Annotated in this window: 10 protein-coding genes and 1 pseudogene; 6 read left to right on the top strand and 5 right to left on the bottom strand. The window is 70.7% G+C overall.

Translation table 11 applies throughout. The features are described from left to right. Nucleotides 1-14: 14 nt before the first annotated feature. Both LQ51_RS16140 and LQ51_RS16135 read right to left on the bottom strand, forming a co-directional pair. A complete protein-coding gene (locus LQ51_RS16140; RefSeq protein ID WP_046566605.1) occupies nt 15-2,327 on the bottom strand; it encodes a hypothetical protein in 2,313 nt (770 codons plus the stop codon). Between the two features lie 190 nt (nt 2,328-2,517). After that, nucleotides 2,518-2,898 carry a YccF domain-containing protein gene (locus LQ51_RS16135; RefSeq protein WP_156313111.1) on the bottom strand — a complete coding sequence of 127 codons (381 nt, stop codon included), beginning with the start codon at nt 2,896-2,898 and terminating at the stop codon, nt 2,518-2,520. Nucleotides 2,899-3,332: 434 nt separating this feature from the next. Here LQ51_RS16135 and LQ51_RS16130 point away from each other — a divergent pair, with 434 nt between their 5' ends. Then, nucleotides 3,333-3,860, top strand: a complete 528-nt coding sequence (locus LQ51_RS16130; RefSeq protein ID WP_046566604.1) for a hypothetical protein — start codon at nt 3,333-3,335, stop codon at nt 3,858-3,860. After that, nucleotides 3,857-6,754, top strand: a complete 2,898-nt coding sequence (locus LQ51_RS16125; protein ID WP_046566603.1) for a M48 family metalloprotease — start codon at nt 3,857-3,859, stop codon at nt 6,752-6,754. The genes LQ51_RS16130 and LQ51_RS16125 overlap by 4 nt, the downstream gene beginning before the upstream one ends. Before the next feature lie 42 nt (nt 6,755-6,796). Here the strand turns inward: LQ51_RS16125 and LQ51_RS16120 are convergent, their stop codons facing one another. After that, nucleotides 6,797-7,741, bottom strand: a complete 945-nt coding sequence (locus tag LQ51_RS16120) for an acyl-coenzyme A--6-aminopenicillanic acid acyl-transferase (RefSeq protein ID WP_046566601.1) — start codon at nt 7,739-7,741, stop codon at nt 6,797-6,799. Between the two features lie 222 nt (nt 7,742-7,963). Here LQ51_RS16120 and LQ51_RS33970 point away from each other — a divergent pair. Together LQ51_RS33970 and LQ51_RS16110 are read left to right on the top strand one after the other, a co-directional pair. Continuing rightward, a pseudogene (locus LQ51_RS33970) lies at nt 7,964-8,494 on the top strand (SigE family RNA polymerase sigma factor); the annotation flags it as partial. 1,248 nt (nt 8,495-9,742) lie between these two features. After that, nucleotides 9,743-10,687, top strand: a complete 945-nt coding sequence (locus tag LQ51_RS16110; protein ID WP_156313101.1) for a hypothetical protein — start codon at nt 9,743-9,745, stop codon at nt 10,685-10,687. Nucleotides 10,688-10,771: 84 nt separating this feature from the next. Here the strand turns inward: LQ51_RS16110 and LQ51_RS16105 are convergent, their stop codons facing one another. Both LQ51_RS16105 and LQ51_RS16100 read right to left on the bottom strand, forming a co-directional pair. Then, nucleotides 10,772-12,511, bottom strand: coding sequence for a PQQ-dependent sugar dehydrogenase (locus LQ51_RS16105; RefSeq protein WP_231605763.1), 1,740 nt, complete (start codon nt 12,509-12,511; stop codon nt 10,772-10,774). A gap of 26 nt (nt 12,512-12,537) precedes the next feature. Further along, a complete protein-coding gene (locus tag LQ51_RS16100) occupies nt 12,538-13,491 on the bottom strand; it encodes an SMP-30/gluconolactonase/LRE family protein (protein ID WP_082159457.1) in 954 nt (317 codons plus the stop codon). Nucleotides 13,492-13,998: 507 nt separating this feature from the next. Here LQ51_RS16100 and LQ51_RS16095 point away from each other — a divergent pair. Beyond that, entirely contained in the window at nt 13,999-14,202 is a 204-nt protein-coding gene (locus LQ51_RS16095; RefSeq protein ID WP_046566594.1) for a hypothetical protein, read from the top strand. Nucleotides 14,203-14,357: 155 nt separating this feature from the next. Continuing rightward, complete coding sequence (locus tag LQ51_RS16090; protein ID WP_046566593.1) at nt 14,358-15,002, top strand: hypothetical protein; 645 nt, start codon at nt 14,358-14,360, stop codon at nt 15,000-15,002. Nucleotides 15,003-15,019: the final 17 nt, after the last annotated feature.

The following is a 15,019-nucleotide window of genomic DNA, read 5'->3' as shown; positions in this document are numbered from 1 at the left end:
AGCTCCGTCATGGGTCAGGCCCAGCCGGTGAACGTGCCGCTCAGCGGCGACAGGTGCAGGTCGTGCTCGAACCCGAGCGCGAAGCTGCGGTCGGGAAAGACCACGGTCCGGCTACCCGACTCGGTGTACCCGCGCAGGCTCGCGTAGCTGACCGCGAACCGCCGCAAGAACGGCTCGCTGAGCTGCTCGGTCGCCCCCACGTGGATCAGCGTGCCGGCCCGCGCCAGCGCCTGGTCGGCGGTGGGCGCCTGGCCGGTCTCGGCGGTCAGCTGCGCCGTGGCCTCGGCCAGGAAGGCGTCCACGGTCCGCTGCCAGGCACGCATGATCGCGGCCTTCTGGTGGTTCGGCGCGTTGATGTGCGCGTCCAGGAGCAGCGCGGCGCCGTACTCGGACGGGAACAGCTGGCTCACCGTGTGGCCGGCCGCCGGGCAGCCCTCGGCGACCCGGAGGCCGATCCGTCCCGCCCGGGGCGCTCCGCCGAGACCGGACACCGGCGGCTTGAACGGCTTGCGGTCCTTGACCGTCGGCGTCCCGGTGGTCCAGTCTGCCGCCCAGATCCGCTCGTCGTCGAGGACCCGGGTGAACCGGAAGGCGGCGACCGCCAGCTCACTTTCCTGCAACGCCTGCGACGACTGGAGGGCGATGGTGCAGCGAGCGGCCCACAGCGGTGACCCGATGCCCTTGGATCCCGACCGGGCCCACCCGAAGAAGTCGAACCGGGGTGTGTCCCGGCGGTCCTTGCCGGTCGGCGCATCCAGCACCAGCGGGTCACCGTCCGGCCGGGCCTGGACCATCGTGACGAACGTCGGGTAGTAGTCCCGCGCGGCGTTCGCGGCGCCGGCGGTGAACGCGTGCGGGTTCGCGGCCCGCACCGCGTCGGCCGGCACCTTCCGATCCGGCTGGGACGCCACGGCGGGCTCGTCCGCGCTGATCCGGCCGGTCGCGTCGCAGACCGCCAGACCGAGGTCGTACATGCCGAAGAACACGTCGTAGTGGTCGGGGGCCCGCCGGCGGAAGTGCTCGAGCAGGACGGTCCCCTCGTTGTCGACGTGGAACGACCACTGCTGGGTGCCGATCGACAACAGCGCGGTGTCGGCCAGCCGGACGGCGTCGATCTGCCCCTCGATCGGCCCGATCGTCGCGACCACGTGGCGCCGCGCGGCGATCAGGTCAGGGCGGGCACCGGTCGGCCACGGGACGCCGGCTCCGTGCGCCGTGTCGAACACCCGCACGGCGACCACGCCGGAGGCGAAGGGCCCGGGCCAGAAAACCTCGGTCCAGCCGTACGTCTGCCGCCGGCCGAGGGCGACGCCGCCGACCACGTGGCCCTTGACGGTGGTCTGATCCTTGGTCAGCGGCGGCTCGATCGGCACGACGCCGGGCCGGCGCTGCTGAGGTGGGAAGTACTCCCGCCGGGTGGTGCCCTGCGCCGGCGTGCGGACCACCAGCCCCAGCGCCTGCGACGCCGGCTCGAACATCGGGTCGGCCGAGGTGAGCCGCGCCCAGCACCGGCGCAGCACCGCGTTGCCCCCGGTCGTGGCGGCCAGCGCCGACAGCTGCGGCGGTAGCATCGCGGCGACCATCGCGGCGGCGAACTTCTTGCCGTCGGCGGCCGCGCGGGCCTCCAGCTGGATCAGCGCCTCAACCACCCGCAGGCAGGTCGCGTACGGGTTGTCCAGCAGATCGTGGGCCAGCGCGGTGGCGACCTGCTCCGGGGTCTTGCCGCCGATCAGCGCGGTCACCTGGGCGGTCAGCGCCGAGGGCGGCTCCGGCTGGGCCTCCCGCTCCGGGTCCGGCACCACCGTGATCGGGGTCGGGCCGACGAGGTCGCGGGCCGGCACCGTGGTCGGGTCGGGCACCAGCAGGTTGCCGGCCGGCGCCTGCTGGATCTTGTCGAGAAAAACCAGCCAGCCGGTGGCCGACCGTTGCATCGGGAGCGGGAAGAGTGTGCCGGTCCGCCATTCCAGCACGTACCTCTCCTGCGCGCTGACGGTCGTCGCGCACACCTGCGCCAGCGCCCTCGCCAGGCTGGAGCGGTCCGGTACGGCCTTGAACGGGCTGTCGGCGGGCAGCGTGGCGGTCAGCGGAACGATCACGGTCTCGAGGAACCGCTCGGCCAGCCCGGTCATCGTCGCTTCTGGGCCGACCAGCGCGTAGGCCCGGGTCTCCGCGGCGGCGCCGAACGGCAGCCCGGATCCCTGCCGTGGATTCGGCGTGGCCGGCGGCAGGCCGAGAACCAGCCCCGGCTCGTTCAACTCGACCGGCCAGAACCGCACGTTGCGTTCGGCTTCGCTCAGCTTCGCCACCCGCTCCGCCTCCGCTCGCATAGCGGTGTCCAGCGTTCGCCTTGTGACAGAGCGTAGACGCGCGGCCGCTGCGGAGATAGGTCGCCGCAACCCCTGTCGGACACCCGACCTGGCGCTGGCGCTGGCGATGGTTGGTCATCGACGCGGCAAGCCGCGACGCTGTCTTCCCTCGGTTGCTGCTGGTGTCTGTCGCGGTGGCATCGGCAACGGGCTATGGGGCGTCGACGACCTCCCGTCCGAGCGGCCAGAACGCGGCGGGGACGAGCTTGAAGTTCGCGATGCCAAACGGAATGCCGATGATCGTGACGCAGAGGGTGACACCGGCGACGATGTGGGACAGGGCCAGCCACCAGCCAGCCAGCACGACCCACAGGACGTTCGCCGACCCGGAAGCAAGGCCTGCGCCGGGCTTGGCCGTCAGGGTGCGCCCGAAGGGCCACAGAGAGTAGACGGCCAGGCGCAGTGAGGCGACACCGAACGGGATCGTGATGATCAGGGCGAAGCAGATCAGCGCGGCGATGCCGTAGCCGGCGGCGAGGACGAGGCCGCCACCGAAGATGAGCCAGAGCACGTTCAGCACGAAGCGAATCACGACTTCATCATGAACAACGCTCGCCACCGGCCGCCGTAGTGGTCGTCGCCCGGACGCGTCACCCGACGCCGACCACGGCTCGACGGATGCGGGCTCGTGCTCCTCCAGCCCGGCGAACAGCGCGGTGACGAGGTGCTCGGGCGCCGGGCTGCGCGTCGTGTTGGCCAGCACGACGCTGTCTCCGGTGTCGCGGGCGACGCACAGCCCGGTGACGAAGCCCGGCATCGACCCGCGGCCGCCCCTCATCGGCCCTTGCCACCACATCGAGACAAGTCATTCGGCTGTCCGGTTTCGGTCACGGTCGGTCAGCCTCGGTTGGCGTGCGGGATCTCTACAATTGCGCCGGTCAGCACCAGCGCGGCGATAGGGGACGATGCGGCATGGGCGGGACTTCCTCAGTAGACGAGCAGGCCGCCGTAGAGCTGGCGAGGCTGATGTTCGACCGCATCGTGGAGGTGGAGCCCGAGCAGTCCCCGGCCCGGCTGATCTTCGCCCAGCAGGCACGGTCCTACCTTGACCATCCGACCCGGGCGCTGGCCGGGCAGGACGCCAAGGGTCGGCCGCTGCAGTTCGGGCTGACGGGGCTGGAGCTGCTGCTGGTGCCGGTGCTGATGGAGGCGTCCGTCGAGATCCTGGCCTACCTGGGCGGGCAGGCGGTGCTGCGCGGCGGGGCCGCCTCGACGGCTGCGCTGCGCAGACTGTTCGCCAAGAAGCAGTCCCCGACCGGCCCGGCAGTCACCGCCGGCCCTGCCGGGCAGGACACGGGCGCTCACGCTGCCGGCCCGCCGCCGATCGAGCCGGAGGGCGCCGATGAGCTGGCACTCTCCGCCGCGCAGTGGGCCGAGGTCGCCAGGATCGTCGAGTCAGTGCTGGTCCGGCACGCCGCGATGGAACCCGAGCGAGCCGACCGGCTCGCCGTGGCCGTAGTCGGCGAGGGCGTCCTGCGAGGGCGCGGCCGGTGACGGCTCCGGCCGGTGACCGCGCCCTGGCCGGTGACCACGCCCCGGCCGGTGACCGCGCGCTGGCCGGTGACCGCGCCCCGGCCGGTACCTCGACCCGGTTCCTGCTGCTGGTGGCAGCGGTCCTGGCCTCCAGCGTGTCGGTGTACAGCTGGGTGTATCTGGCGGTACCGGCCAAGGCCCGCCTGTTCCAGACGGTCATGACCGCCTGTTTCGGCGCCGAAGAGTCCAGGCTCGACCGGCCCGTCGTCACGACCGCGGACTTCACCGACCGGCTGGTCCCGGCCGCCGGCCGGTTGATGCGCTGCACGCATCCGCTGTACCTGGACCAGGCGGCGTGGATCGGCGTCGGCGTCGGGCTGGTGTTCCTGCTCGCCGCCCTGCTGTACCTGCTGCACCCGTGGTGGATCGCACGCAGCCGCGGCCTGCTGCCGCTGGACGGCCCCGACAGCGTGCAGCTCATCGCCGACCTGGACCGGCTGCCCGCGCAGGTCGGCCTGGCCCGCCCGCCGCGCTGGCTGCTGGACCCGCGCGCCGCGACCGCGGGCGGCCAGGCGTTCGGCCTGCCCTGGCGGCCCGCGGTCGTGCTCGACGCCGGGCTGATCATGCGTTACGGGACGGATCCGGACGCGGTGCGCGCCGTGGTGCGGCACGAGCTGGCCCACCTCGGCAACCGTGACGTCGCCCGCACCTACTTCAGCATCGCCCTGTGGCGCGCGTTCGTGCTCGTCGGGCTGCTGCCGTTCACGGCGCTGCTCATCCACCCGGCACTGTTCTACACACCGCTGCACTGGTCGGCCGACCGGTTCGCCGGACACGGCCTCGAGATCGCCTACCAGGTGAGCGCGGTGGCCGCCCTGACCGTCGTCGTCTACCTGACCCGCAACGCGATCCTGCGCATCCGTGAACTGCACGCCGACGCGCGCGCCGGCACCGTCGCGTCCGGCGCGGCGCTACGGACCGTGATCGCCGCCATGCCCGAACCAGCCGGGGCATGGCGGCGGCTGACATCCCGGGTCGGCACCCACCCGTCGCCGGCGGCGCGTCTGGCCGCGATCGACTCCCCGGACCGGCTGCTGCGCACGGGCGTATGGGAGATGATCGGCGTCGGGTTCACCACCGCGCTCGCCGCGCTCAACGCCAGCCTGCTCGCCGCGAGCGTCACGCCGAACGCGGTACTCGGCCTGACGCTCAGCGGCCTTCCCGCAGGGGTCCTTGCCGCCGGGGTGCTGGCCGCCGCGATGTGGCGGACTGCTGTCGCAGACCCCGACCGCCCGCCCCGGACAGCTGCCTGGCTCATCCCACCGGTCGCACTGGCCGTCGGATACGCCGCCGCGCTGCCGCTGACCCTGCTGTCGGCCACGACCAGCGGCTCGGCCCTGGACCGCCCCGGCCTGCTGATCGGCCTGGCACTACTGATCATCGGTGGTGCGGCGTTGGCGGCCTGGACGCAGTCGGCCGCCCGGCGCGGTCTGCGTACGACACGGCGCGGCCGAGCGCAGGCGGTCGTGGTGACCGCTTCGGTCGCCCTCGGCGCGCCGCTGTTCGCGCTGTGGCACTCTTTCCTGCAGGGCGGCCTGATCGTAGCCGTACTGCCCGGCGGCATTCCCGAACCTGGCGGTGACATCGGCTGGTTCGCCACACTGTCGCAGATCACCGGCACCCAGTACCTGCCGCTGCTGTACGTGATCGAAAACCCGCTGGTCAGCGTCGCGGTCATCGGCCTGTGGGCGGTTCCCGCGCTGCTGCGCCCGCACCGGGCGGCACAGCCCGGCGACCTGCGCGGTGCCGACACCGCGACCACAGGCGCCACGGTCGGCGGCAGCGCGACCGGAGCCGGACCGGCCGCCGACGAGCCGGCATTCGGCACCGCCCTGCGCGTCGGCGCGGCGGCCGGACTGGCCGTCGTCATCTTCGGCATCGCCGCCGCGTTCACGGCCAAAGCCATCCTGCCCGCACCCGTGCGGGCCACGCCGCCGATCACCGCGGACATGCCGCCGTTCTTCGGGCTCGTCTTCCTCAACACATACTGGGCCGTCGCCGTAGCGGCCGCCGCGATCGCCGCCACCGTCGTGGCCGCCCGCAGCCACGCCGCCCGGCCCGCGCTGGGCGCGCTGGCCACCACCGTCGTGGCCGTCATGGCCAGCATCGGCCTGATCGCCACCTACACGGTGACCCGGTGCATTCAACTGGCCGGCGGCACCGGTCGCTGCACCCCGCCCGTCTTCTCCGCCGCCGAGCTCGCCGGCTTCGTACACACCCAGCTCGCCAGAGGACTCGCCGTGGCGATCCCGGCGGTACTGCTGGGCGCGTTGATCGGCCGCCGGCTGCGCCGCCCCCGCCCGGCGCGGGCCGCATCCCGGCCGGTACTGGTTACGATCGCGCTGCTCACCGCCGTACTGCTCGCCGCGGCGGTCGTCGTCGTGCCGCACAACATCGAGTACTGGGACCCGGTGGACAGCGAGCAGACCGCGATGACCGCCCAGTCATGTCTGGTCGGCGACTGGACCGAGACCAGCGACGTCCTCGACCTCGACATGGCCGACTTCGGCAAGGTTCGGTTCACCGGTAGCGGCACTCGGCAGACCTTCCACGCCGACGGCACGATCACGATCGACTACGCCCAAGCCACACCACTACGCGCGACGTCGGCCGGTCACCTGCTGGAGATCACGGTGCAGGGCGGCGCGACCGGCTCCTACCAGGTGAACGAATCGACGATCACCTACCACGACTGGACCCCGCGCGGCACCGTGGTCCTGCGCGTGGACGGCACGGTCCGGCGCACCACCGACCTCGCGTCCGCCGACACCCCGGAAAAGTACCGCTGCACCGCGGACACCCTGCTGCTGCACGGCACTGACTACCAGGTCGAACTGGCCCGTGCCCGCAGGTGACAGGGATCGTCATCAGGGTGAGGAAGGGGTCCGGAAAGCGTCTCAGGTGGTCCGGCCCAAGGTCACGGTGCGGGATCCAGGTGCGAAGTCGCCGAAGGACTGTTGCCAGGATTCGCCGGGCCAGTAGTACGTCACACGGCCCTCGATGGGCTGGTAGCGGGCTGTGTAGAGAGTTCTCGACCCCTGCTCGTCGACGGATCGATAAAGCGGTGACTTCAGCATCGCCGCCACGTCCGCGCCCGCGGCGCGGATGGCGCCCAGCCGCTCCTGGGTCCGCATGGTCCGTTCCTGCTCGTCGGTCACCGGCAGGTGCTGGTGATTGGCGGCGCAGGCATCCGGTGCCACCGTCGGTGACATATCCGGACCCACGAACACCGTCACCGCCCTGGTGGGATCGACAAGGGTGAGGTTCTGGGGGACGGCGACTGGTAGAAATCGCAGCCGGTCGACCGCCTCATCGACGGTGTCGCACGTTTCCAGCAGGTAGCGCACGAGGATGAGAATGGCGAAGCCGCGTCCGTAGACGGAACGTCCGCCCCAGGTGAGCGAGATCGCGAGACCGGCGTCGTTCATCCCGTCCAGCAAGCCCCACAGCATGTCCTGCATCCCGATCACCGGGCGCAGGAAGCAGGAGGAGACGATGGTTCCTTCGCACTGATCGGGCCGTAGGTCATAGTTGCGCAGCAGGGTGCCGTGCCGGCCGATCTGGGTGCACGCCTGGGAGAACGGCCGCAGTGCCGCGTGGGTGAGGAAGACGTCCGCCTCGGGTCGGTCGAGTTGGCCGGCCAGGCTGTCCAGAACCGGGACCAGTTCCGGCATGCGCGCACGGAACAGCGCCCGAACACGATCCGCGCCCTCCGGAGTCCGGCCCTCCTCGGTCAGCAGGCCCTCCATCTCCTGCCACAGGCCCCGGGCGTGGGCGGCCCACCGCCCGTCGCCGCCGTCGCCGACCTCGATCGCCTGAAAGGTCTTCTGCTCTTGCCGCACGGCTGCCACTCCCCGGGTGAGAATCGGCCACGGTGAGGGCAACCTAGTCAATTGCGGGGTGAATCACCAGGTGGCCGCCATCGGTGACGGCCACGTCTCCTATCGACGCAACACGCCCACCAAGGGCAGGTCGTACACCACCCCCTGGACGCAACCGCAGAATTTCTTCGAGAGGTCCCAACCTTTCCCGTCTGACGGTCGTCTTGGCTGGTAGGTCACCCAATGTTCAGTCGAGATGAGGTGGACGTGGACGCTCCGGCTCCTGACTTTGACGCGTTCGTGCGCGCCAGGACGCCGGCGCTGCTTCGTTTGGCGTACCGGCTGACCGGCGACCAGCACCTGGCCGAGGATCTCGTGCAGTCCGCGCTCGGACTCACGCATCGTGCGTGGCGGAATCTGCACGCAACAGGCAACGCCGAGGCGTATACCCGCAAGACGATGTATCACCTGCAGGTGTCGCACTGGCGGCGGCGCCGCATCGTTGAGTCGTTCCCCGGTGTCGTGCCTGACCGGCCCGCAATCCAGACCGACCATGCCGAGCAGACGGCGCTGCGACTGTCGTTGCACAGCGCCTTGTCCCGTCTTACCGCCAAGCAGCGCGCAGTCCTCGTCCTTCGGTTTTTCGACGACCTGACCGAGGCGCAGGCGGCCGAAACCCTGGGTGTCAGCGTCGGCACCATCAAAAGCCAGACCGCGAAGGCACTCGAGCGGCTGCGGGTGCTCGCGCCGGAGCTCGCCGGCGTCACCGTGAGCGGAGAGATGCGCCGCGGGCTGAGCGAGATCGCCGCTGAGGTCGAAGCCGTTGACCTGCGTGAGCGGGCCTTGGCCACGTCCCGCCAGATCCGGGTCCGCCGCACCGTCACCGCCGCCATGGCCGGACTCGCTGCGGCGTCGCTGAGCGTCGCCGTCGCCGTCTGGCCTGACCACCCGCCGCGGCCGCCGGCCGTAGAGCCCGCACCATCGCCGACTGTCCTGCCGACCGAGCAGCAGAGCGGCGGGCCGGACCTGGGCCCGTTGAAGTCGGCCACCATCACGGTACCCAGTTGGGGCGCCGCCGCGGACGCCACGTGCCCCACGGGCCGCGTCACCCTCAGGGATGGCCAGTACCAGCGCGATGCCGCGCACCGCCCGGTGAACGTCCTGTCGTACGTCACGGTTGACGTCGACCACGACGGTGCCGAGGACTACGTGGCCCACTTGACGTGCGGGGAAGGGCCAGAGGCGGGCGGCCGACAAATCGTCGCGTTCCGCCGCAGCGGCCAGGAACTGGAGCTGATCGGCCGGGTCGTCGGCACGCAGGACGGGTTGGCGATGATGGACTATCTCGAGGCTCGCGACGGCGGCCGTATCGCGGTGTTGGTCTCCAAGGAGTACAGCGACGGCGGGCAGAACACGGTGCCGAACCAATGGCGCGTGTACGCCTGGCAGGACGGACGGTTCCGGCAGGTGGACGGCCCAACCGCGTTCCCGCCGCGCCCACCCACCGCGCTGCTGTCCGTCGCACCGCCGAGCTTGTCGTTCCGGCCACAGGACAACGGCTTCACGGGCCAGATGACCGTCACGGTGCGCAATGACGGCATCGTTGACGTCGCTCAGCTGGAGATCCTGCTCGTCCTGCCCAAGCAGGTCCAGCCCGCGGGCGAGGACTGGGACGGCTGCACCGTTCGGGCAGGCTCAGATCAAACGACACTCGTCTGCGGCGTACCCGGCCCTCGGGCGCAGTCGCACACTTCGAGGCGGTTCACCTTCGTGGCCGCCGACAAACCGGTGTTGGTCGACGATCCGGTCAACCTCGGCAACCACTACGTGTCCGTCTCGCAAGCGCCCCCGTTCAACGGGCGGGTCACTATCAACGACCCCGAGGCCGTCATCCCGATCACCGTGCCCTGAGTCGTCCATGCGCTGGCCCGACGGCGGGAGACGGGGATCCGGCCCGGCGCGGCACAGCTGCTTCGTCGGCGGCCGACGGTGCCCTTGCACCGTCCTTGTCAAATGGGTGGTGTGGCTGACGACATCGAACAGCGGCTGACCTCGGCCGCCGAGGCGCTCCGTGAGCACGAGGTGACCACCCGGCGCAGCGCGGACCTGCACCGCCGTACAGGTGAGCTGAGCACGCAGCTCGCCGCGCTGCGCGCACGGCACGCCCGCGAGCAGGAGGACGTCGAGCGGTTGGAGGGCCTCTCCCTGACCCGGGTGCTGGCCTCGTTACGCGGCGCCCGGGATGACGCGCTGGCGCGTGAACGTGCGGAGGCCGACGCCGCGCGCTACCGGGTAGCCGAGGCCGAGAGCCGGCTTGAGGCGCTACGACGGGAGCACCGCGCAGCACAGGCGCGGCTGGGTCAGCTCGCCGCGGCGCCGAGCAACTATGCCGCCGTACTCGATGCCAAGGAGCGACACCTGAACGAGTCCGGCGACCCGCGCCGGGCGCGGCTGCTGGCGTTGGCCGACGAGCGGGGACGGCTCACCGCCGAACTGCACGAGCTGACCGAGGCCAAGCAGGCCGCACGCACCGCGTGGCAGGCCCTGACTGAGGTACGGAACATGCTTGACAACGCGTCCGGCTGGTCGACCTACGACACGTTCTTCGGCGGCGGCGCGATCAGCAGCGCGATCAAACACTCCCGGCTGGACGAGGCGGCACAGGCCGCAGCCCGCGCCGACCGTTGCCTCGCGGTGCTGCGAACCGAACTCGCCGACGTCCCGGGGATGGCGCTGACCGCCCCGCAGCTGTCGGTCGACGGCCTGACCCGGTTCGTCGACGTCTGGTTCGACAACATCTTCACCGACCTCGCGGTACGAGACCGGATCAAGCAGGCCCAGCGGAACGTCGCCCGGTCCATGCAACTGGTGCGGGACGTGCAGGCCCGGCTGGAGCAACGGGCCGCCCACGTGCACGCCCGGCTCGCCACGATCGACGCCGATCGTCGCGATCTCCTCACCCGATAGTTCCCTGGCCCGGACCGCTCGGAGGGTGCCCGCGCGACGCGGACACCCTCCGAGGGCTGGCGGTGCCGGATTCCCGGCTCGTCCTCAGCTCGTGGGGCCGGACGCCGCCCCACCGAGGGTCACCTTGAGGATCTTCTCGTTGCTGTTGTTCGGGGTGCTGTCCTTGTCCCCGCCGGTGCTCGTGGTGAGCCACAGGTTGCCGTCGAGGGTCGGTTCGACGGTACGCAGCCGGAAATACGTCCCGACGAAGTACTGCTGGACGTTGGTGAGCGTGTTGCCGCTGATCTCCGCACGGTACATCCGGTTGCCCCGCAGGCAGGCGATGTAGAGCACGTCCCGGACGATCGCGATGCCGCTGCACGAGGCCTCGGCCACCGGGTACGTCCGGATCGGGGCCCTGAAGTTCGGGTTGGCGCAGTCGCCGGAGGTGCCCTCGCAGGCGGGCCAGCCGTAGTTGCCGCCCTTGACGATGATGTTGGTCTCGTCCATGACGTTGTTGCCGAACTCCTGCTCGAAGAGCCGGCCCTGGGAGTCGAAGGCGAGACCCTGCGGGTTGCGGTGGCCGTAGCTCCACACGTAGTTGCCGAACGGGTTGTCCGCCGGCACGGTGCCGTCGGGGTTGAGCCGCAGCACCTTGCCGCCCAGGTTGTTGGTGTCCTGGGCCACGTCCGGGTCCTGTCCGTCGCCGGCGGCGGCGTAGAGCTTGCCGTCGGGGCCGAAGCGCAGCCGGCCGCCGTTGTGGTACTTGTTGCGCGGGATTCCCGTGACGAGCACCTGCTCGGTGTTGGCCTGCAGCGTGCCGTCGTAGCGGATGCGCACGATCCGGTTGTCGGTCGTGGTGGTGTGGTAGATGTACAGCCAGCGGTCGGTGGTGAAGGTGGTCGAGACGGCCAGCCCGAGCACGCCGCCCTCGCCGTTGGTGCCGGCCACGTTCGGCACGGTGCCGATGCTGTGCTTGTCGGTGCCGTCCGGGTTCATGGCGACGATGTCGAACAGGTCGCGCCGGCCGTAGAGGACCGTGCCGTCGGGCAGTTGCACCAGGCCCCAGGGCAGGTCCTTCTCGGTGGTGATCACCGTGGCGCCGCAGACCGGGCTCGTGCAGCCCGAGCCGGTGTGCGCGGTGACCGCGGCGCTCGCGGCCGAGACATTGCCCTGGGCGTCCCGGGCGGTCACCGTGTACCGGTAGTCGGTGTCGGGCGTCAGCCCGGCGTCGGTGAACGTGGTCGCCGGCGGGTTGCTGGCGGTGCCGGTGGTGGAGCCGACCGCCGTACCGTTGCGCAGGATGGTGTAGCCGGTGACCGCGACGTTGTCGGTGGCGGCCGACCAGGTGAGGGTCACGTCCGTGCCGTTGACCGTCGCGGCCAGGTTGGTCGGCGTGCTGGGCGCAGACGTGTCCTGCTGGCAGAACGGCGGGGTGACCGAGAGCGTGGAGCTGGCCTGCGAGACGTTGCCGGCGGCGTCGCGGGCATTGACGTACCAGCCCCAGGTGACACCCTGCACGACGTTGAGCGTGGCGGTCAGCGTCCGTCCCGGGACCGAGGTGACGAGCTGGCCGTCGTGGTAGATGTCGTAGAAGGCGACGCCGACGTTGTCCCAGGAGGGGTACCAGGAGAGCGTGACGGACTGGCAGGTCAGCCGGGTGCTGCGCAGGCCGGAAGGCCGGCTGGGCGGGCTGGTGTCGGCGGCGAGCTGGGCCGCTGGCCGGCTGTCGGCCGCCGGTGCGGTCGGCGCGGCGTTGGCGGGTACGCCGGTCAGGACGGTGCCGACGCAGACCAGCAGGGCGAGCGGGACGCGGTGTCGGAGCTGGTGGGGACTAATCCGCACGGTGCTTTCCTTCCCGGGGTTCATGGTCAGTACGGGTAGCCGGGGACGTTGAGTCGCACGCTGTACAGGCCGGAGTCGTTCGTTCGGCCGGAGGTGATGTAGAGGGTCTGCCGGTCGGCCCCGCCGAACGCCACGTTGGTGGTGCCGGTGCCGCCGGAGCGGATCGTGCCGAGCTGCGCGCCGGCGCTCGAGTAGACGTGGATCAGCCCGTCCCAGCCGGAGGCCCAGTACACGTTGCCGGCGCAGTCGATGGTGACCCCGTCGGGACCGCCGAGGTAGTTCACGAAGACGCTGTGGGCGCCGGTGCTGCCGTCGGGCTGGACGGCGTACTTGTAGATCTTGTTCTCGGAGTAGGCGCCCACGTAGAGCGTGCTGCCGTCCGGGGAGAGCGCAATGCCGTTGGGCTGTCGCAGCCGGTCGTCCACCAGCGACACCTGGCCGCCAGAGACGCGGAAGACGCTGGTACGTCCGCTCATCTGGTCGGGTCGGTTGCCGCGCTGGAAGTTGGGGTCGGTGAAGTAGACGACGCCGTCGGAACGGACCGTGACGTCGTTGGGCGAGTTGAACGCCCGGCCCTGGTAGTCGGCGGCGACGATGCTGCGGGCCTGGTCGCTCAGCCGGTATGCGGAGACGTTCCGCTGGTCGTGGGTGGCGGCGATGATCTGCTGGGCGTCGGGGCTGAGTGCCAGGCCGTTGCTGCCGGCGTTGGCGACGAAGGTGTCGAAGGTCGCCGGCGGGGTGAACCGGCGGATCGTGGAGGGCTGCACGTTGTTCGGCCCGGTGCCCGCGGCCATGTCCGACATCAGCAGGTAGCCGCCGTCGGCGATCCAGACCGGTCCTTCGAGGAAGGAGAACCCGCTCTGGATCTTCGTCGCGGACACGGAGCTGGCCGGCAGGGGCGGACCGTACGCGGTGCCGTCGGGGCAGACGCCGGCGGGCGCGCCGGGTGGGTCGGCGAGCGGGTTGGTGTTAGCGTTCACATGAGCGGCGTGCCGAGGTGCCGGGGGTGCGGGTGCGGCCCCGGCGGGGCCTGGTGCGGTGGTGAGTGCGAGGCACAGGCCGGTGAGTGCGGCGGTGGTTGGACGCCAGATCATCGGGTACTCCAATCGGGATCGATGAATGCGAGGCCCGTGGTTGCCGGTGCACTGGCTACGGCCACCAACACCTCTTATCGATCACCATCGATGTCTACGTGACGCAGCTTAGGCCAGGAAGCAGCGCCCCGCATCAGTTCCCCACGATTCGGCACACGCCCCGCAGGCCCCGCCCGGTGACCTGGCCGAATGGGCTGTCCTCCTCGCCACACCCGCCATCGCCGGCCTCATGCGTGCCGCGTCCGGCATGCCTGACCTGCTGGACGAGATGGCGGTTTCCCGCCCCAGTTTGACGAACGCCGCGGTAGGGAAGTGTCGCGGACACCTCGATGAAGGAGGGTGTATGGAGACGTCCGCTAGCGTCGGGCGCAGGTATCGACAGCCGACACGACCATGCGTGGCAGCGCCAACCGCGAGGGGGCGAGCCTGATGGCTCGCGTCGGTCGCTACGGGATCCCAGGGTTCGTGTGGTTCCTGATCTGGCTCGTCGTCTGCATCTTGATCGTCATCCTGTTGGCCCTGCTCGTTCACCACTTCGGAGGCGCCTCTCTGTCGCTCAAACTCGGCCACTTCTACCTGAACGTCGGCGTCACCTGACCTGCCACCTCGTCGACACTCCGGCGTCGGCGCCGCACAGGCCGTGTCAGCCATCACCGAAGGTGAGGGCTGACACGGCCCACGGGCGCGACGGCTCGCCGACAGCACTGCGAGCACGCCGAAGCCGAAGGGCTGCGGCATGAGAAAGTCGAGCGATGGAAGGCGAGCTCGCAGCGGCGATCGTGGGTGTTCGGGAGGCGTTCGCCGGCTATCCGCGTCGCAAGGTGCTTGAAGGCTGCCCGCATTGCCGGGGTTCGGTGCTGGTCGACGACCACGACCTCTTCTCGCTGACCATCAGCCTGGGCAACACGGTCGGTAACCGGGGGGACGTGAAGAGCCTGTTGCCGGTGCTGTTCGAGCGGATGGTGAGGTCGGATGAACTCGACCCGAGCATCGTTCTGGGCATGCTCCTGCGCGAGGAGTGGCGCACCTGGCCGGGTGTCGAGCAGGATGCCATCGACCGGTACCTGGAGGCGGTGTGGCGGTGCCTGCTGGCGGACTACGCGTCGCGGCTCGGGTCCTTTCTCGACGCGGCGACCTTCCTCGATGCGGCCAGCAGCGCCGGGGAGGGAGCCGATCGTTTCCTGGCTATCTGGGATGCCACGCTCGGCTCATCGGCGGACCGTCACCTTGCCGATGCGGTGAACGGGTGCAATTTCGCATCCCGCAGGCCGAGTGACCTTGGTGACTGGCTGCGACGCGAGATGGTCCGAGACCGCCTGCGTCGGGCGTTCGAGCGGGATCACGACGCGGTCTGGGCGGACGATCTCGCCCGGGCTTACGACCTCGTCCGCCCCTGACGAAGCAGCGTTGCCGT

Origin of the sequence: Micromonospora sp. HK10 (assembly GCF_000982955.1) — a bacterium.
In the GTDB taxonomy this organism is placed as follows: domain Bacteria; phylum Actinomycetota; class Actinomycetes; order Mycobacteriales; family Micromonosporaceae; genus Micromonospora.
Note: the sequence above shows the minus strand (reverse complement) of the source record. Positions and strands in the feature narration are given on the sequence as shown.

Coding starts and splice junctions, on each gene's coding strand:
- LQ51_RS16140 (WP_046566605.1), bottom strand. CDS start 2,327: ATGCGAGCGGAGGCGGAGCGGGTGGCGAAGCTGAGCGAAGCCGAACGC.
- LQ51_RS16130 (WP_046566604.1), top strand. CDS start 3,333: ATGTTCGACCGCATCGTGGAGGTGGAGCCCGAGCAGTCCCCGGCCCGG.
- LQ51_RS16095 (WP_046566594.1), top strand. CDS start 13,999: ATGCGTGGCAGCGCCAACCGCGAGGGGGCGAGCCTGATGGCTCGCGTC.
- LQ51_RS16090 (WP_046566593.1), top strand. CDS start 14,358: ATGGAAGGCGAGCTCGCAGCGGCGATCGTGGGTGTTCGGGAGGCGTTC.